14 protein-coding genes, 1 tRNA gene and 1 other RNA gene are annotated in these 16,798 nt (G+C 65.6%); 4 read left to right on the forward strand and 12 right to left on the reverse strand.

What is annotated here, in order from left to right; translation table 11 throughout:
• Positions 1 to 5: 5 nt before the first annotated feature.
• From OIN59_RS05355 to OIN59_RS05365, 3 genes are all read right to left on the reverse strand, one after another.
• Positions 6 to 800, reverse strand: coding sequence for a hypothetical protein (locus OIN59_RS05355; protein WP_274107843.1), 795 nt, complete (start codon positions 798 to 800; stop codon positions 6 to 8).
• A 21-nt stretch (positions 801 to 821) separates the two neighbouring features.
• Positions 822 to 1,964, reverse strand: coding sequence for a slipin family protein (locus OIN59_RS05360; RefSeq protein WP_274107845.1), 1,143 nt, complete (start codon positions 1,962 to 1,964; stop codon positions 822 to 824).
• A 295-nt stretch (positions 1,965 to 2,259) separates the two neighbouring features.
• Positions 2,260 to 2,332: transfer RNA gene (locus OIN59_RS05365), tRNA-OTHER, on the reverse strand.
• A gap of 344 nt (positions 2,333 to 2,676) precedes the next feature.
• Here OIN59_RS05365 and rtcR point away from each other — a divergent pair.
• A complete protein-coding gene (gene rtcR / locus OIN59_RS05370; protein ID WP_274107847.1) occupies positions 2,677 to 4,311 on the forward strand; it encodes an RNA repair transcriptional activator RtcR in 1,635 nt (544 codons plus the stop codon).
• Between the two features lie 10 nt (positions 4,312 to 4,321).
• Positions 4,322 to 4,661, forward strand: an RNA gene (gene rnpB / locus OIN59_RS05375) — RNase P RNA component class A.
• Between the two features lie 66 nt (positions 4,662 to 4,727).
• Here the strand turns inward: rnpB and OIN59_RS05380 are convergent.
• From OIN59_RS05380 to OIN59_RS05405, 6 genes are all read right to left on the reverse strand, one after another.
• A complete protein-coding gene (locus OIN59_RS05380) occupies positions 4,728 to 5,951 on the reverse strand; it encodes a M48 family metallopeptidase (protein WP_274107849.1) in 1,224 nt (407 codons plus the stop codon).
• Between the two features lie 2 nt (positions 5,952 to 5,953).
• A complete protein-coding gene (locus OIN59_RS05385) occupies positions 5,954 to 7,219 on the reverse strand; it encodes a YjgN family protein (protein WP_274107851.1) in 1,266 nt (421 codons plus the stop codon).
• A 170-nt stretch (positions 7,220 to 7,389) separates the two neighbouring features.
• A complete protein-coding gene (locus OIN59_RS05390) occupies positions 7,390 to 8,175 on the reverse strand; it encodes an rRNA pseudouridine synthase (RefSeq protein ID WP_274107853.1) in 786 nt (261 codons plus the stop codon).
• Positions 8,176 to 8,206: 31 nt separating this feature from the next.
• Positions 8,207 to 9,904: an MBL fold metallo-hydrolase gene (locus tag OIN59_RS05395; protein WP_274107855.1), complete on the reverse strand. Its 1,698-nt coding sequence runs from the start codon at positions 9,902 to 9,904 to the stop codon at positions 8,207 to 8,209.
• A gap of 83 nt (positions 9,905 to 9,987) precedes the next feature.
• Positions 9,988 to 10,740 (reverse strand): maleate cis-trans isomerase family protein, encoded by a 753-nt coding sequence (locus OIN59_RS05400; protein WP_274107857.1) that lies wholly within the window; start codon positions 10,738 to 10,740, stop codon positions 9,988 to 9,990.
• 92 nt (positions 10,741 to 10,832) lie between these two features.
• Positions 10,833 to 11,795 carry a Bug family tripartite tricarboxylate transporter substrate binding protein gene (locus tag OIN59_RS05405; RefSeq protein ID WP_274107859.1) on the reverse strand — a complete coding sequence of 321 codons (963 nt, stop codon included), beginning with the start codon at positions 11,793 to 11,795 and terminating at the stop codon, positions 10,833 to 10,835.
• A gap of 129 nt (positions 11,796 to 11,924) precedes the next feature.
• On the opposite strand from OIN59_RS05405, the gene OIN59_RS05410 reads away from it, so the two are divergent.
• Positions 11,925 to 12,797: a LysR substrate-binding domain-containing protein gene (locus tag OIN59_RS05410; RefSeq protein ID WP_274107861.1), complete on the forward strand. Its 873-nt coding sequence runs from the start codon at positions 11,925 to 11,927 to the stop codon at positions 12,795 to 12,797.
• A 93-nt stretch (positions 12,798 to 12,890) separates the two neighbouring features.
• Here OIN59_RS05410 and dkgB read toward each other — a convergent pair whose 3' ends face one another.
• The gene (gene dkgB, locus OIN59_RS05415) at positions 12,891 to 13,709 is read right to left on the reverse strand and encodes a 2,5-didehydrogluconate reductase DkgB (protein WP_274107863.1); all 819 of its coding nucleotides are present in this window, start codon (positions 13,707 to 13,709) and stop codon (positions 12,891 to 12,893) included.
• Positions 13,710 to 13,770: 61 nt separating this feature from the next.
• Positions 13,771 to 14,973 carry an MFS transporter gene (locus OIN59_RS05420; RefSeq protein WP_274107865.1) on the reverse strand — a complete coding sequence of 401 codons (1,203 nt, stop codon included), beginning with the start codon at positions 14,971 to 14,973 and terminating at the stop codon, positions 13,771 to 13,773.
• Between the two features lie 113 nt (positions 14,974 to 15,086).
• Here OIN59_RS05420 and OIN59_RS05425 point away from each other — a divergent pair, with 113 nt between their 5' ends.
• Positions 15,087 to 15,971 carry a LysR substrate-binding domain-containing protein gene (locus tag OIN59_RS05425; protein WP_274107867.1) on the forward strand — a complete coding sequence of 295 codons (885 nt, stop codon included), beginning with the start codon at positions 15,087 to 15,089 and terminating at the stop codon, positions 15,969 to 15,971.
• Between the two features lie 34 nt (positions 15,972 to 16,005).
• Here OIN59_RS05425 and OIN59_RS05430 read toward each other — a convergent pair whose 3' ends face one another.
• On the reverse strand, positions 16,006 to 16,710 hold the full coding sequence (locus OIN59_RS05430; protein ID WP_274107869.1) for a glutathione S-transferase N-terminal domain-containing protein: 705 nt from the start codon (positions 16,708 to 16,710) through the stop codon (positions 16,006 to 16,008).
• Positions 16,711 to 16,798: the final 88 nt, after the last annotated feature.

Here is a 16,798-nt window from a genome sequence, read left to right on the forward strand (position 1 = left end):
CATCTTCAGCTGGCGACGGCATCAAAGACGGTTGTGATGCGTTCGGTCAGCGGGTAGTGGGTCTTGCCACATTTGCTGCATGCTGGACGCCCATCGCTGGGTGGCCCCTTCTCGATCAGCTTCAGTAGCTTGTGAGCCCAGGCGGCTTTCGTGCCCGGGTCGTTCAGCCAGGCCTGCATGGCAGCTTGAAACGGTGCCTCTGCAAAGGCATTGGTGATCGTTCCTCCGTCCATCCAGTATTCCCAGTAGTACGAATCTACAAAGTTCAACGTTGCGGCTTCGCGGTCGTCTGCCAACCAGTCGTCCAGCAAAGGCTGTATGGGTACTCCGGCGTAGTCCCACATCAGCAGGATGCTGAATGCGTGCTCTGCTTGGAAAAGGCCCTTTTGGTCTGGCTCCCATTGCGCAAGCCCCTGGGCAAAGAAAGCCCGTGCATAACTCAGCAGTGCATCCCTCTCATCAGATGAGTAGGCGTCGGCCTTGCAACGCCCCATTCGGTCTAGATAGATCTCGGTGGAGTGGTGCAATCGGGCGCCTTGCGCTAGCAATTCCAGCATGCGGGGCAGGTAGTACTTGATCTCGTCAGCGGGCTGCACTTCGCTCTTGGCAGAGTCGTTGTATTGATAGAAGTGCTCCTGCGTCAACTGGCGCAGAGGCAGGCGGTGCATTTCGCGCTCCACTTCTGCATCCATGCAGCAGCCGGTGCACACGTCCAGCAGACCTTCGGGCGCACGATAGTGTGCGAAGGCTAGGTAGACCGCTTCCACCGCTGCGTCTAAAGGTGTCTGTTGCTTTTTCATTCTTCGTCCCTCGTTTCTTCTTCAACGCATCTTCACCAAGCCATTGAGCACTTGGTCTAGTCCACCAAACACCGAGATCTTGTCGATGCGCTCGGCCACGCGTTCCAGCGTCTCCAGCTCCTTCATGCGCAGGGCGACGGGGTTGTCCTCCATCACCTTGGCGGTGTTGAGCAGCGAGCGCGTGGCCGCCGTTTCCTCGCGGCGGCGGATCACGTTGGCCTCGGCCTGCTTCTGCGCCTGCACCACCTGGGTCAGGATGGTTTTCATCTCGCCGGGCAGCACGATGTCCTTCACGCCCACGCTTTCCAGCTGCATGCCGTAGGGCAACAGCTTGGCGGCCATGTGTGCGGTCACCACCTCGTCGATCACCGTCTTGTTCTCCAGCAGCTCATCGAGCGTGCGGGTGCCCACGGCGGCGCGCAGCGCAAACTGCAGCTCGCGGTACAGGTAGTCGGCAGGCTTTTGCAGCTGGGCAAAGGCGCGCAGCACATCGGTGTAGCGGTAGGTGGCGCTCAGATTCAGGCGCAGGCTCACCTTGTCGCGGGTCATGATGTCCTGGCCCGACACCTCCACGGCTTGCAGGCGCAGGTCCACCAGCTCCACGGCCACGGTGCGGCCGTACTTCCAGAAGGCGTAGGTGCCAGCGGCCAGCAGGCGCTCCACCTTGCCGTCCACCGTCAGCAGGCCGCACTGGCCCTCGGGCACCTGCACCTGTAGCACACCGGCCAATCCGGTCACGCTGCGCTGGCGCAGCTGGGTTTGCGTCAATCGCGCCACCAGTGCAGCGGGCAGTTCAGGGCCTGCTTGCAGGTCCACCACTTGCACGCTCACATCCACCAAGCCTTTCCAATAAAGGCGGCGGGTGCCAGGGGGCAGGATTTCGACCAGTACGCCATTTTCACTGCGCAGGCCCACGTCGGTTTCCGACAGGCACACCTGCACAAACTCGGCTGCCACCACGGCGGGCTCCTGCGCCATCAGGTACTCGGCCAGGCCGTGGGTGAAGGCGGGTTGTTCGAGGGCGAAGGTCTCCACGCGCAGCTCGTCGGTGCCCGCAAAAAACCGATAGGTGCCGCTGCGCAGCACGCGATCAAAGCTGCCATTGCGCAGCAGCAGGGCGCGTTCGTTTTTCTTCACGGTGGTGCGTTGGAACAACTTCAGCATCTTTTTTTCCTCTTTCTTCTTCGTTGTCGTCACTCGTCACATATCGGGTTGCCGTTACAGCGATGGCGGGGTGCCAGGGGGCGCAGCCTGGGCCGTGCAGTGCGCCGTGGTTACTGCCACATCCCCAGCGGGAAGGGCGGCAGTACGGCTGGCTGCGGGCGCGGGCTGTGCCGGGTGCTGGCACAAACCGCCACCGGCTGACGGGGTGAAGCCCTTGCGGTTGCAGCGCAACCTGGGGGCCTCTCCCCGCGTTCGGCGGGTGGTCTTTCGACCGGTACTTCCAATCAAGGTCTTGCGACCGTGGGCAGGAATCGAACCTGCGACAACCGCCTTTCGGCGGGGCTCTACCAGACTGAGCTACCAGTGGTGGCACGCCCGGAGTCGAACCAGACACTTCCTTTCAGAGTGGTCACCACGACCGTGCCGCTACCCAGCGTTGGCGATGTGCGGCATGCAGGACATCGACAGAACCCGAAGGCCCCGGACGCCCGGCACCGGTGGGGCGAACTGTTGTCCTAACCCCGACCTGTAAGCGGTCACCGCTTGCGCTGGATGCTCTATCTATTGCCAGATGCATGCCAGGTGGCTGGTGTGATGGTGCAGAACTTCTAACGTATTGATTTGATTGGATAAAGTTTTCTCTCTGTTTGAATCATTCAACTGCCGTATGAATAATTACTAGAATGAAAACTAGCTAATTAGATTAATAGCCATGCGCAAAAACAAGGTAGTGATCGGCTTTCTGGGTACGCAACTCGACTCTGGCCGGGGCGCGGGCCGGTGGGAGAAGTGGCGCCCTACGGTGTCGCTGGTGCAGCACGAAGACGTGGTGATCGGGCGGCTGGAGCTGCTCTACACGCCCGCGCACAAAGACCTGGCGCAATGGGTCAAGGCCGACATGGCGCAGGCCTCGCCCGAGACCACGGTGAATCTGGTGCCCATGCCCATGGCCGACCCGTGGGACTTTGGCGAGGTGTATGCCCAGTTGTTTGACTGGCTGCAGACCTACCGCTTTGATACCGAGCGCGAGGAGTACTGGACGCACATCACCACGGGCACGCACGTGGCGCAGATCTGCCTGTTTTTGCTGGTGGAGTCGCGGCGGATTCCGGGTGTGCTGGTGCAGACCTCGCCCCCGAAGCGCCAGCGCGTCGGTGACCCGGGCAGCTATGCGTTGATCGACCTGGACCTGTCACGCTATGACGTGATTGCGCAGCGTTTTGGCGCAGAGCAGCGCGATGCGGTCGATTTCCTCAAGAGTGGCATTGCCACGCGCAACGCGCGCTTCAATGCGCTGATCGACGAGGTGGAGCGTGTGGCAGTGCGCTCGCGCGCGCCCATCCTGTTCACCGGGCCCACGGGCGCGGGCAAGTCGCACCTGGCGCGGCGCATGTTTGAGCTGAAGAAAGCCCGCCACCAGGTGCAGGGCGCATTTGTGGAAGTGAACTGCGCCACACTGCGCGGCGACGGGGCTGCATCGACCCTGTTTGGTCACAAAAAAGGCGCGTTCACCGGCGCGGTGGCCGACCGTGCGGGCCTGCTGCGCACGGCGCACAAGGGCGTGTTGTTCCTCGACGAGATTGGTGAGCTGGGCCCGGACGAGCAGGCCATGCTGCTCAAGGCCGTTGAGGAAAAACGCTTCTACCCCCTGGGCAGCGACCGCGAAGTGGAGAGCGACTTCCAGTTGGTGGCTGGCACCAACCGTGACCTGCGCACCGAGGTGGCGGCAGGGCGCTTTCGTGAGGACCTGTTTGCACGCATCAACCTCTGGAGCTATGTGCTGCCCGGCCTGGCCCAGCGGCCCGAGGACATCGAGCCCAATGTGGACCATCTGCTGCAGCGTGCGGGCACGGAACTGGGACGCAGCGTGCGCTTTTCCAACGAAGCACGCGCCGCCTACCTGCGCTATGCCCAGTCGCCTGAAGCGTTGTGGACCGGCAACTTTCGTGACCTGTCGGCCAGCGTCACGCGCCTGGCCACGCTGGCCGACAGCGGTCGCATCGGCCTGCCCCTGGTCGAGGCCGAGATCGCCCGCCTGCGCTGGCTGTGGCAGCCCGCCAGCGATGCGCGCAACGGGCTGGCATCTGCAACAGGAGCGCTGGGACGCGACGAACTCGCGGCCCTGCTGGGCGACGGGGCGGTGGAATCCATGGACCTCTTCGACCAGCTGCAACTGGCGGCGGTGCTGCAGGTCTGCCGCCAGTCGCGCACTTTGTCGGACGCGGGGCGCCTGCTGTTCCAGGCCTCGCGCACGCAGCGCACGGTGGTAAATGACGCGGACCGGCTGCGCAAGTATCTTGTGCGCTTTGGTCTGGACTGGGATCGCGTCGCGGCCGCTGGGCGATAATCCCACCCGTGAAGCACGCCAGACCGCCGCTGGTGCAATCTGGGAAACCAGGCACTGGAGGAACGTCCGGACTGCACAGGACAGCGTAGCAGCTAACGGCTGCCCACCGTGAGGTGAGGATCAGAGCAACAGAGACGAGTCCAGGGGGAGTGCCGCAAGGCAAACCACCGGGGGTGAAACGGGCAATCTCTACGCGCAGCAATACCAAGTAGGCCAGCGTTGATGTGGTTCCGCAGAGCTGGCGGGTAGGTAGCACCGAGCCGTGGTGGCGACACCCGGCCCAGATTAATGGCGGTCACACTGCGGGCAACCGTGGTGCACAGAATCCGGCTTATCGGCGCGCTTCACACTTTATTTTTACCCCGACTCGCCAAGGGTCGTGTTGTGAGCACGCCGCCCCTGTGGCGCGGCTGTGTTCATTTTTTTGCGCAATGGGGTGCTTGCCCCCGCTCCAGCTCTGTTGCACGCTCTACCGTGTCGGGGTGGCTGCTCAGCAGCGACCAGACAGGGTGTGAGCCGATCTCCTGAGCCACCTTGCGCTGGCGTGCTGCATCGGGTGTGCTGGCCCCGGAGGAGGGCGCCGATGCCGCGGCGGTCGTACCCTTGCCCTGGTCCTTTTTCTGGGTCTCTTCGTTGTCCTCATCGCGCGCAATCGCCAGCAGCAGCTGGCCCATGGGCGCTGTGGGCAGTGCGGCGTGGCGCATGACGGCGATGGCATAGCAGTCGGCCTCGCGCTCATGGCTGCGGCTGTAGGCAAGGCCGGTCAGCAAGGATGCACCTGTAGAAACGATGCCGGACACATCGCCCAGCGCCAGCCCCAGGCCCATGTTGAGCACGCCCTGCTGCACCACCATGCGTGTGGTGTGGCGCTGCACCACGTGGCCGACCTCGTGGGCCAGCACGCCCACCAAGGCGTTGTCGTCCAGGCCCTTGTCGGCTGCTGCCTTCACGATGCCGTCGGTCATCACGATCTTGCCGCCGGGCAGCGCAAAGGCATTGGCGCCCATGCCGGATCGGAACTCCAGCGACAAAGGCGGCCGGTAGCCGGAGTAACGTTGCAGGCCAGGGGGCGTTTGCTGCACCAGGGCATCAAAACGCGCCTTGAGCTGGTCTTGTCGCTCCTTGGGCAGCTTGCTGGGCTTCAGGGTGCCGTTGTCCATCTGCTGGAGCACGTTCTCGGCCACGCTGGTCTCCCAGCTGATGGGCACAAACCGCGTGAGCTGCGTGGCCGCCCAGGGTGTGCCGTAGCGGTAGAACAGCGTGAGGCCAATGACGGCGGCGGCCGTCACGCCCAGCAGCACGGGCCAGCGGGTCTGCATGCGTTGTGCGATGCCGGGGCGCTCGCCTGCAGCAGCCAGGGCGGCGCGCCATTCGGCCACGGCGTCGATCTCCACGCTGCCGTGGTCGCGCAGATCGACGACCACCCGGGGTTGCGGCTTGCGCTCGTTCCAGGCCTCGGGCCAGCCCACCTGTTTCCAGGCAAAGACCACAGGCTCGGCCCCGGGCTGCGAGAGCGGGTGCAGCACCAAGGAGGGGCCTTGCGGCGTGGGCCGCAGGCTCACCACCACGGGCCGGGCCTTGCTGCTCTGGCCATCGAACCAGCGCCCAGGGACGAGGGCTGGGTGCGCAGACGCCGACATGTTCAACCGATGAGGTCGAGGCCAGCCGCATCCGCCAGCGCATCGCCCAGGCCCCCCTGCTGCTGGCGCACCATGGCACCGGTCACCTGTTCCACGCCGCCCTTGACGTGCAGGGTGACGGATTCGACCTTCATGCGGTATTCGCTGACCCGTGCAAACGGGCGGTACAGTCCCAGCGTCAGCAGGGTAAGCAGCATGTTCTTGATGCGCAGCCACACGTAGCGGCCGCTGGGCAGGTGGCACTTGAAGCGGGCCACGTGGCTCACGCCGATGTTGTTCCACATCAGCTGGAACATGCGCGCCTCGCGGTACGCGCGGGCGGGTGCCGAGGCCAGGATCAGCATGAAGATGCCCGCGATGACGGACACGATGATCACCACAAACATCCACAGGCCCAGGCGGTTGCTCTGGCTGGCCACCAGGGCGATGGAGCTGCCCGCCAGGATGCCGATCAGCGCCGAGAACCCGACCACGCACAGGATGAACACGGCCACCGTGGCCAGCCACACCTTCACGAAATCCATGTACACCGGCTTCCAGCGGCCTTTTTCTGCGCCCACCTGGGCCTTGAGCACCAAGAGGCTCTTGAAGTTGTATTCGGTGCGGATCACGCACAGCACCGATAGCACCAGGCCCAGCAGCACCAGGCCGCCCATGGCGGGCGTGAAGCGGGGCATGGGTTGTTTCTTGCCCTCTTCTTCGATGGCCTCCAGCGCCTGGGCCAGGTCGGGCGACAGCAGCTGCAGGCCATAGAACACGCCAAACCACACCAACGCCAGCGCAAACACGGGCCAACTGGCGACGTAGACCTCTTTCCAGCTGGCGGTGAACTGCAGTCGCAGCCCGCGCCAGCGCGTGGCCCCCAGGCGAAACCGCATGGCGCTGGCCCAGATGAAGGGGGCAAGCGCTGCTCCTGCCAGCAGGAACAGGCCCACCGCCGTGTCCTGTCCGGTGTTGGCCGCCAGGTTGTAGGCAATGGTCAGCAGCATCAGCAGCACAAAGCCCATCACCATCTTGCGCTGCTGCGCGGTGAATTCGAGGGGGCTGCCGGCCACCAGCGTGTGGCTGTAGAAATACTGGGCGGTGCGGCGGCGCGCCCAGGGGGTGTAGATGCCCAGCGTGACGATGGACAGCAGCACGTTGACGATCCAGACCCGGAAATACTCGCCCCCGCTGCCCGTGAACTCGAGCGGGTGGGCGTCGATGTTCATCGGCATGAAGGTGGACATCGGCCCCGCTGCGCCGCCTGACGATTGGTTTGTGTTCATGAACTCCCTCCAGAGTGCAGCGCAGTGTAGCAGCGGTCCAGGTCCTGGGAATTCATGCAAAAAGTGCCTGTAGCGCTTGTTGTTAAAGCGTTGGCAGCTATGTTTTCAGGAGCATATGTGCCCCGCTTGCCCTGAGCGGGCAGACGGGTTGCAGCGCGGAGGAGGCCGCCTCAGAACTTCTCCCACGGCTGCAGGTAGCGCCACTGCCCCTCGGGCACCTTGGCCAGTGGCACGCGGCCGATGCGGATGCGCTTCATGGCCACCACCGTCAGTCCGACGGCGTCGCACATGGCCGGTATCTGGCCCGGACGGATGCCCTTGAGCGCAAAGCGCAGCTTGGTCTCGTTCTGCCAGCTCACCTTGATGGGTGGAAGCGGGCGACCGTTGAAGGTGAGGCCGTGGCATAGCCGCTGCAGGCCGTTAGGGGCAATGTCGCCCTTCACCTCGACGATGCACTCCTGCTCCAGCGACTCGATATCTTCCGCCAGCTTGCGCGCGATGCGCTTGTCTTGCGTGTACACCACCAGGCCGCTGGCTTCGGTGGGCAGCGGCGTGAAGCATTCGAGCTGCTTGAAGTGGCGCTGCAGCACGCGGATGCCCGAGGCGTCTTCGGGCAGGTGGGACGCTGCATTGAGCAGCGTGAGCGCCGGGCTTGCGCCCTGGCTGCGGCTGGCGTGGGCCGCTTGCCCGGCGGGCAGGCCCAGGCCCGCTTCAAACCCTGCCGGTTTGTGCAGCAGCAAGGTCACCGGGGTCAGCTCCAGCAGGCTGGCATCGGGTGCGACCGTCACGGCCTGATCGGGGCGCACGCGCGCGCCGGGGGCCTCGACCACCTGGCCGTCCACGCTCACAAAGCCGCCCTCGATGAATTGCTCGGCCGTGCTGCGCGAGCAGCTCAGCTGCTCGGCCACGCGTTTGGCCAGGCGGATGTGGGTGGGGTCGGGGTTCTTGTCGGTCATTGAATGAAAGCGATCTTTTGTGTTTTGTTGTTCAGTCATTGCCGGGCTGCAGAGAGCGGATGCGCTCCACATGCGCCAGCAGCGAGCGCTGGGCCACGGGCCACATGCGCTGCGGCACGTCGTCGTACGCATGGCGCACCCAGTCGTCCATGCTGCCCTGTGGCAGTGCCTGCATGGCGGCCATCACCTTGGCCTCGCGCGCCAAGCGGTGGGCCTTGAGCTTGGCGATGGCACTGCGCGCCGCGTGCACCGGTCCGCCCAGCACGTAGCCATGCGCGGGCAGGATGAACTCCACGCCATGCTCGGTGCAGACCGCATCAAGCAGGTCCAGCGAGTCGAGGTAGTCGGCCATGTTGCCGTCGGGTGGGTCGATCACCGTGGTGCTGCCGTTCAGGATGTGGTCGCCACTGAACAGTAGCGCGTCTTCCACCAGCAGTAGGCACAGGTGGTTGGCCGCATGGCCTGGGGTGTGGATCACCTGCAGGGTGTGGGTGATTTTGCCCTCTGGTGCTTGTCCTGTAAGCGCAAGAAGCTCATTATTTTGTAGCGCTCTGTCGGGCGTGAACTGGCTGGCCGCACGTGCCGTGGGCGCCGACGGCAGGCCCAGAATGGGCGGGCGCGCCTTGCCTGCCTGCACGCACATGGCCTGCAGTGGCGCGGCGCCGGGCGAGTGGTCGGCGTGTGAGTGGGTGCACACAATCATGCGGATGTCGCCACCCGCCGCGCGCCAGAGTTTGTCCAGGTGCTCGGCGTCGGCCGGACCGGGGTCGATGACGATGAAGCCCGTGGTTGGGTCTCCCACCAGGTAGCTGTTGGTGCCGGGGCCGGTCATCACGCCGGGGTTGGGGGCGGTCAGGCGCACCACGTTGCGCAGCAGCGGCACCGGGCGCTCGGTCTGCCAGTCCAGCGGGTGCACGATCTGGCCGTCGGGGCACACCAGCGCCAGCTCGCCAAAGGGCATTTCGTCTTCCATGTAGCGCGCTTCCTTGCCTGCCAGCAGGCCCGCGCGCGGACAGCTGACCCACAGGGGCTGCTCGTGCGCCACGGCGTCCAGCACTGCCTGCGTGTGGGCGAACCTGGCCAGGCGCTGCAGCGTGCGGATGGTCGGGAAGATCATGAAAAACTGCCCCGCCTCGTGCCGAGCCAGCGCGTCGGCAGGGCGCACCCACACGGGCTCGAACTGCTCCGCCTCGTCGGCCACGGGCTCCTGGCCCTCGGGCATGCGGGCCACCAGGAAGGGCACCTCAAAGCGGCGCGCCAGGTCACGATCGGCCGTCCAGTGGGCCAGCAGGTACACCCCGTCGGCCGCCAGGCGCAGTCCGCGTGCGGCGCACTGCGCGGCAAACGGCTGGTGGCGGTCGATGGCGGCAATGTCTTGCGCATCGGCCATCTGCCCTGTGCGGGGGCCGTCGGCATGGCGCGCCAGCAGCACACCCAGCTCTTCAAAACTCTCGCGGATGGCGGCAATCGCCTGGGTGAGGTGCTGGTCGCTTTGTGTGGGGCGTCGGTCGGCGGCGGCGTGCGTGGCGGGCACGGCATCCAGCGCATCGATGCCACCACCGGGGAACACATAGGCGCTGGGCGCAAAACTGGCTGTGGCCGAGCGCCGGGTCATGAGGACTTCGAGCCCGCCCCCGCCAAGCACATCACGCAGCAGCAGCACGGTGGCAGCGGGGCGGGTGGCTACGGGTTCACGGCGGGGGTGGAGTTGTTGGCTGGAGCGGGGCATCGGGCCATTATCCGGCGTTGCCCTGCAGTCTGTCGGACGCCCGCCCTGGGAAAAGGGCGGGGCGTGTTTTCCTGGAGGGGAGATCAGTAGGCGCCGGAGAGCAGGGCACCCGCGTTGGGCACCCGGGTCTCCAGCCCCAGGCGCTTGAGCATGGCCCAGGTGGTGCAAGCGGCAGCGGACACCACGGGCAGGCCCAGCCGATCCTGAGCCACCTGCACGGAGGCCAGCGAAGGCATCTGCACGCAGGCCGAGATCACCACCACATCCACCCCGCGCGTGTCCAGGCGCTGCACGATCTGCGCCGGGGCGGCCGGGTCCTGTGCTCCCACCTCCAGGTTGTCGGCAATTTCCAGCGACAGGCTGTCGTGCACGGCAATGCCCTCGTGCTCGATGTAGTCCACCACCAGTTGGGTGAGCGGCTTCATATAAGGGGTGAGCACGGAGACCTTCTTCGCGCCCATGGCCTTCAGGCCTTCGACCAACGCACCAGCACTCGACACCACGGGCGCAGGCTTTCCGTTGGCCACTGTGACTTCGTGCAGCCGCTTTTCGGACGTGCGGTGGTAGCCCAGGCCCATGCTCATGATGGCCACCAGGCAGGCATAGCCCATCACGTCCATCTTGCCGTCCGACAGCTCCAGTGCGCAGCGGTCGGAGTCGCGGTCCATCGCGGCCAGCTCTTCCTTGGTGACCTTCTGCATGCGCATGCGGCTGGCGTGGAAGCTGAAGCGCTCGGGCAGGATCTGCTCGCGGGCGCGCAGCATGGCGGGGATCTCGGTCTCCATGGTGGTGTTGGAGCTGGGCACGATCTGCCCGATGCGGTAGGTGCGTTGCATGGTGGTCTTTCAGAAAAAATAGGCAAAGCGCTGCCCTGCCCGGTGCGCGGGGCGCCGGGAATGGGATCGCGCAGGGGATGTTTGTGGGCCGGTCAGTCGGCCTTGATGCCAGCGCCCTTGATGGTCTTGGCCCAGTAGGCGGTCTCGGTCTTCACCAGATCACCGAGCGCATCGGGCGGCAGGTAGCGCAGCTCAATGCCCGCAGCGTCGGCGCGCTGGCGGGTCTCGGGCATCTCCAGCGCCTTCTTCACATCGGTCGTGAGCTTGGCGACGACGGCGGGTGGGGTGGCTGCCGGGGCGAACAGGCCCACCCAGGCTTCCAGCTTGAAGTCCGGCATGCCAGCCTCGGCCACGGTGGGTACGTTGGGCAGGCCGGGGTGGCGCTTGGTACCGGTGACGGCAAAGGCCTTGAGCTTGCCGCTGACCACATGCTGCATGACCGACGGTGGCGTGGTGATGAACACCTGCACCTGGCCCGCCAGCACATCGGCCACCGCAGGGCCCGAGCCACGGTAGGGGATGTGGGTCATGAAGGTGCCGCTTTGCTGCTTGAAGATCTCGGTGCCGATGTGCGACAGCGAGCCGTTGCCCTGCGATGCGTAGTTCACCTTGCCTGGGTTGGCCTTGAGGTAGGCGATGAATTCCTTGAGGTTGTTGGCCGGTACCGAGGGGTGGGCCGCAATCACGTTGGTGGCCACGGTGAGCAGAGCCACCGGTGCGAAGTCCTTGGCCTCCCAGGGCAGGCTGGGCGAAAGCGCTGGGTTGCCCACGTGGTAGGCCGAGTAGGAGATCAGCAGGTTGTAGCCGTCAGCCTTGGCGCGGGCCACGGCGCCGTAGGCCACGTTGCCGCTGCCGCCCGCCTTGTTGTCGATCACCACCGGCTGGCCGATCACGCGCGCCAGCGGCTCGTTGAGCAGGCGGGCCGATGTGTCCACCACGCCACCGGGCGGGTTGGGCACGGTGAGCGTGATGGCCTTGCTGGGGTAGTTGTCCTGCGCCATGGCCAGGCCGGAAAGCGCCAGCGTGGCAGCCAGCAGGCTATGTGAAATCTTCATGTGTGTCTCCGCCGGGTTGTTGTGTTCAGGGCCTATTGTCGAAACGCGGTGCACCGCAGTCCAATATATTGTTGGTCTTGATCTAGACTTTGAAACTATTAATAAACCCATCCACCGGATGGCACGCTCATGGAACTGCGGCACCTGCGTTATTTCATTGCCCTGGCCGAAGAGCTGAGCTTCACGCGCGCCGCGCAGCGCTTGCATGTGTCGCAGCCGCCGCTGAGCCTGCAGATCGCCCAGCTGGAGGAGGAGCTGGGCGCCCAGCTGTTCGTGCGCACCAGCCGCCGGGTGGAGCTGACGCTGGCGGGCCAGGCCTACTTGGTCGATGCGCGCGCGGTGCTGGAGCGGCTGGACGCCGCACGCCAGCGTGTAGGCGCCATCGGCCAGGGGCAGGCGGGGCGCATCGAGGTGGGGCTGTCGGGCTCGCACTTTCTGGGGCCGTTTCCGGCGGCGCTGGCGCGCTACCGGCAAAGCCATCCGGGTGTGGACGTGGTGCTGCATGAGATGCAGCCTTCGCTGCAGCAGGCTGCCCTGCGCGACAAGCGCATCGATGTGGGCATCTCGCGCACCGCCGTCAACGACGATCAGCTCTCCAGCACCCTGCTGTGGCCCGACCCGGTGGTGGCCGCGCTGCCGCCCGACCACCGTCTGGCGGCGCGCAAGGCCCTGGCCTTGAAGGACCTGCGCAGTGAAGCCTTTGTGATGCTGCGCCGCGATTCTTCCGCCCATGCCGAGCACATGGTGCAGTGCTGCGTGCAGGCGGGCTTTGCACCCCGGGTGGCGCAGACCACCGTGGAACTGGCGGCCGTGCTGAGCCTAGTGGCCGCCGGGCTGGGCGTGGCCCTGGTGCCGTCGTCGCTGGGCACCTTGTTCGGGCCGCGCGTGGTGTTCAAAGGCCTGGGCGCCAAGTCGCCCCGCGCCGATGTGCACGCGGTGCAGCGGCGCGATGACCTGCTGGGCGTGGTGCCCGCATTCGTCCGCGTGGTGGCCGATGTTTGAAGGACAACCGCTCCTGGCTCGGCAATGAAGAGCGGTCGGCCCTGGCAAACGCACCGGGGTGTAAAGCGGCTTCGGGGGGATGTACAGAACCCATCAATCCCAGGCTGGGGCAAGGCCCTCGGGGTCGACCATGCGGCCGCCACGGTCCAGCGCCGCGATCTGCGCCATGTCCGCATCGCTCAGGCGCAGCTGCTGCGCCTTCAGGTTGCTCGCCAGGTTCTCGCGCCGGGTGGAAGAGGGGATCACCGCGTAGCCCAGTTGCAGCGCCCAGGCGAGCGCCACCTGGGCCGGGGTGGCCGAGTGTGAGCGGGCAATGGCCTCGATCACCGGGTCTTTGAGCACCTTACCGTAGGCCAGCGTCATGTACGACGTGATGGAGATGCCCTGGCTCTGGGCGAACCCGGCCACGGTGCGGTTTTGCAGGTAGGGGTGCAGCTCGACCTGGTTGGTGGCGATGGCGCCTGCGCCCACGGCGGCAATGGCTTCGCGCATCAGCGCCACCGTGAAGTTGGAGACACCGATCTGCCGTGTGAGGCCCAGGCGCTTGGCCTCGGCCAACGCACCCATGAAATCGGCCACGGGCACCGCACCGCCTGGCGAGGGCCAGTGGATCAGGGCCAGGTCCACATGGTCCGTGCGTAGCTTGTGCAGGCTGTCCTTGAGGCTGGCAATCAGCTTGTCTGCGGGCAGGTTGTCGGTCCAGACCTTGGTGGTGATGAACAGCTCGCTGCGTGGTACGCCGCTTTCGGCCACGGCCTGGCCGACTTCGGCCTCGTTGCCGTAGATCTGCGCGGTATCGATCGCGCGGTAGCCCAGGTCCAGCGCGTTGCGCACGGAGTCGATCACGACCTGGCCCTGAAGGCGGAAGGTGCCGACGCCGAAGGCGGGAAGAGAGTGGTGAGGGGATGTCATGGCGGTTCCAGAAATGAAGGAGATGAACAAGGGGAGGGCAGAGGAAAAAGGGAAACAGCGCTCAGTGCCCCACAGGCACCGCGCCAGTGGAGCGCACAGGGATGCCGCTGCGCCGGTCCAGCACGCCGCTCCACTGCGTGAGGGCGAGCGACACCAGCACCACCAGCGCGCCAATCCACGGCGTGTGCTGCAGGCCCAGGTGCGTCACGATCAGGCCCCCGGCCCAGGCGGCGCCCGCAATGCCCAGGTTGAAGGCGGCGATGTTCAGGCCCGAGGCCACGTCCACCGCCTGGGGTGTGAAGCGCTCGGCCTGCTTGACCACATACACCTGCAGCCCTGGCACATTGCCAAACGCCACGGCGCCCCACAGCAGCACGGTGCCCACCGCCAGCCATGGGTAGGGCGCGGTGAACTGCAGCAACAACAACACGGCCGCCAGCAGCGCAAAGATGATGCGCAGCGCCGGGATAGGCCCCAGCCTATCGGCCAACCGGCCACCCCACAGGTTGCCCACGGCCACCGACACGCCGTAGACCAGCATCACCCAGCCCACGGCGCCAGCGCTGAAGCCCGAGATGTCGGTGAGGATGGGCGCGAGAAAGGTGAACGGGATGAACGTGCCGCCGTAGCCGATGGCCGTCTTGGCATACACCAGCAGCAGGCGCGGCTCGGCCAGCACTTTGGCCTGCTGCAGCAGCGAGGCGGGTGCGGTGTGGGCGATGTTGCGCGGCACAAAAATCGCGCTGCCGATGAAGGCCACCACGCCCAGGGCCGACACGGCCAGGAAGGTCTCGCGCCAGCCGAAGTGCTGACCGATGAAGGTGCCCAGCGGCACGCCCGTGACCAGCGCCACCGTGAGGCCGGTGAACATGATCGCAATGGCGCTCGCGGCCTTCTCGCGCGGCACCAGGCCGGTGGCGATGGTCGAGCCGATGGAGAAGAACACCCCATGCGCCAGGCCGGTGAGGATGCGCGCGGCCACCAGCGTCTCGTAGCTGGGCGCCTGCCAGGCCAGCAGGTTGCCAGCGGTGAACAACGCCATCAGCGACAGCAGCAGCGCCTTGCGCGGCAGCTTGCCGGTGAGTGCGGTGAGCACCGGGGCGCCCACGGCGACCCCCAGGGCATAAAGGCTGACCAGCAGGCCCGCCGAGGGGATGCTGATGGAAAGGTCTGCCGCCACGGTGGGTAGCAGGCCAACGATCACGAACTCTGTCGTGCCGATGGCAAAGGCGCTGAGCGTCAGCGCGAGCAAGGCAATGGGCATGGGAACACTCCTGTGGAATGGGACGGAGTGTGGGGTTTTCAGTCTTGCAGAAAAAGACGGTTACGCTCGATAGATAGTTGACTGTGAATCAACAATCAAGGATGGGGAAATCCATGAAAACCACGCTGGAAGAGCTGCAGGCCTTTGTTGCCGTGGTGGATGGCAGTTCGATCACCGCCGCCGCCGACCAGTTGGGCCAGACCGTCTCGGGCATCAGCCGGGCGCTGGCACGGCTGGAGAAGAAGCTCGACACCACGCTGCTGCGCCGCACCACACGCCGCACCGAGCTGACCGAGGAAGGCCAGGCCTTCTTGTTGCGCACGCGCGCCATCCTGGCGTCCATCGACGATGCCGAGGAGCACATGGCGGCGCGCCGCCAGCAGCCCGCAGGCCGTCTGCGCGTGAATGCAGCCACGCCCTTCATGCTGCATGCCGTAGTGCCGTTGGTGCCGGCGTTTCGCAAGGCGTATCCGCAGATCACGCTGCAACTGGACACAGACGAAACGTACATCGACCTGCTGGAGCGGCGCACGGACGTGGCCATACGCATCGGGCAACTGCAGGACTCGACCCTGCACGCGCGCCCCCTGTGCACCAGCCGCCTGCGGGTGCTGGCCAGCCCCGACTACCTGGCGCGGGTGGGCAAGCCCAAAAGCGTGGCCGACCTGGCCAGCCACACGCTGCTGGGCTTCAACCAGCCCGAGTCGCTCAACCACTGGCCGCTGCGGGGAGCGCATGGGGATGCTTGGCCCATCGTGCCCAGCCTCACCGCTTCGAGCGGTGAAACGTTGCGCCAGCTAGCGCTGGAACATGTGGGGCTGGTGTGCCTGTCGGACTTCATGACCGCAGGCGACCGCGACGCTGGCCGCCTGGTTCAGGTGCTGGCGCGCGACACCGTGGACGTGCGCCAGCCTATCAACGCCGTCTATTACCGCAACACGCAGTTGGCCGCGCGCATTGCGTGTTTTCTGGATTTTTTGCAGGAGCGCATGGGCTGATGCCACAGAGTCTGCATCCAGGGCCGCCTGCTGATTAGCCGCGCGCCGGGATGTTCAGGCCCTTGGCCACGGCCGGGCGTGCCACAAATACATCCAGCACACGCTGTACTTCGGTGAATTGGCTGAATTCCACCAGGTCACCCGCGCCGTAGAAGCCGATCAGGTTGCGCACCCACGGCAGGATGGCAATGTCGGCGATGGTGTACTGGTCGCCCATCACCCATTGGCGGCCTACCAGGCGCTGGTTCAGCACGCCCAGCAGGCGTTTGGACTCCGCCACGTAACGGTCGCGCGGGCGTTTGTCTTCAAAGTCCTTGCCCGCAAACTTGTTGAAGAACCCCACCTGGCCGAACATGGGGCCCACGCCGCCCATCTGCCACATCACCCACTGAATGGTTTCGTAACGCGCGGCGGCGTCCTGCGGGATGAGCTGACCGGTCTTGTCGGCCAGGTACAGCAGGATGGCGCCCGACTCGAACAACGCCAACGGGTGGCCACCCGGGCCGTTCGGGTCGAGGATGGCCGGGATCTTGTTGTTGGGGTTGAGCGACAGGAACTCGGGCGAGGTCTGGTCGTTGGTGTCAAAGCTCACCAGGTGCGGCTCGTACGGCAGGCCCAGTTCTTCGAGCGCAATCGACACCTTCACGCCGTTGGGCGTGGGCAGCGAATACAGCTGCAGGCGGTCCGGGTGCTGGGCGGGCCATTTGTGAGTGATGGCGAAGGCGGAAAGATCGGGCATGAAAGAGTCCTGGCTGGTGGCGGCTGCTGCAGCGCCTGAAAAAGTGCAAGCCTAGTGCGCCATGGAAACCGGCGCTGCTTGAGGTTAT

The sequence above is a fragment of the Acidovorax benzenivorans genome (genome assembly GCF_028680575.1).
GTDB lineage: Bacteria > Pseudomonadota > Gammaproteobacteria > Burkholderiales > Burkholderiaceae_C > Acidovorax > Acidovorax benzenivorans.

Bases quoted from the DNA above. Each gene is read 5' to 3' on its own strand.
- OIN59_RS05430 (WP_274107869.1), bottom strand. From the start codon at position 16,710: ATGCCCGATCTTTCCGCCTTCGCCATCACTCACAAATGGCCCGCCCAG.
- dkgB (WP_274107863.1), bottom strand. From the start codon at position 13,709: ATGACATCCCCTCACCACTCTCTTCCCGCCTTCGGCGTCGGCACCTTC.
- OIN59_RS05355 (WP_274107843.1), bottom strand. From the start codon at position 800: ATGAAAAAGCAACAGACACCTTTAGACGCAGCGGTGGAAGCGGTCTAC.
- OIN59_RS05385 (WP_274107851.1), bottom strand. From the start codon at position 7,219: ATGAACACAAACCAATCGTCAGGCGGCGCAGCGGGGCCGATGTCCACC.
- OIN59_RS05360 (WP_274107845.1), bottom strand. From the start codon at position 1,964: ATGCTGAAGTTGTTCCAACGCACCACCGTGAAGAAAAACGAACGCGCC.
- OIN59_RS05420 (WP_274107865.1), bottom strand. From the start codon at position 14,973: ATGCCCATTGCCTTGCTCGCGCTGACGCTCAGCGCCTTTGCCATCGGC.
- OIN59_RS05400 (WP_274107857.1), bottom strand. From the start codon at position 10,740: ATGCAACGCACCTACCGCATCGGGCAGATCGTGCCCAGCTCCAACACC.
- OIN59_RS05380 (WP_274107849.1), bottom strand. From the start codon at position 5,951: ATGTCGGCGTCTGCGCACCCAGCCCTCGTCCCTGGGCGCTGGTTCGAT.
- OIN59_RS05425 (WP_274107867.1), top strand. From the start codon at position 15,087: ATGAAAACCACGCTGGAAGAGCTGCAGGCCTTTGTTGCCGTGGTGGAT.
- OIN59_RS05390 (WP_274107853.1), bottom strand. From the start codon at position 8,175: ATGACCGACAAGAACCCCGACCCCACCCACATCCGCCTGGCCAAACGC.
- rtcR (WP_274107847.1), top strand. From the start codon at position 2,677: ATGCGCAAAAACAAGGTAGTGATCGGCTTTCTGGGTACGCAACTCGAC.
- OIN59_RS05395 (WP_274107855.1), bottom strand. From the start codon at position 9,904: ATGCCCCGCTCCAGCCAACAACTCCACCCCCGCCGTGAACCCGTAGCC.
- OIN59_RS05405 (WP_274107859.1), bottom strand. From the start codon at position 11,795: ATGAAGATTTCACATAGCCTGCTGGCTGCCACGCTGGCGCTTTCCGGC.
- OIN59_RS05410 (WP_274107861.1), top strand. From the start codon at position 11,925: ATGGAACTGCGGCACCTGCGTTATTTCATTGCCCTGGCCGAAGAGCTG.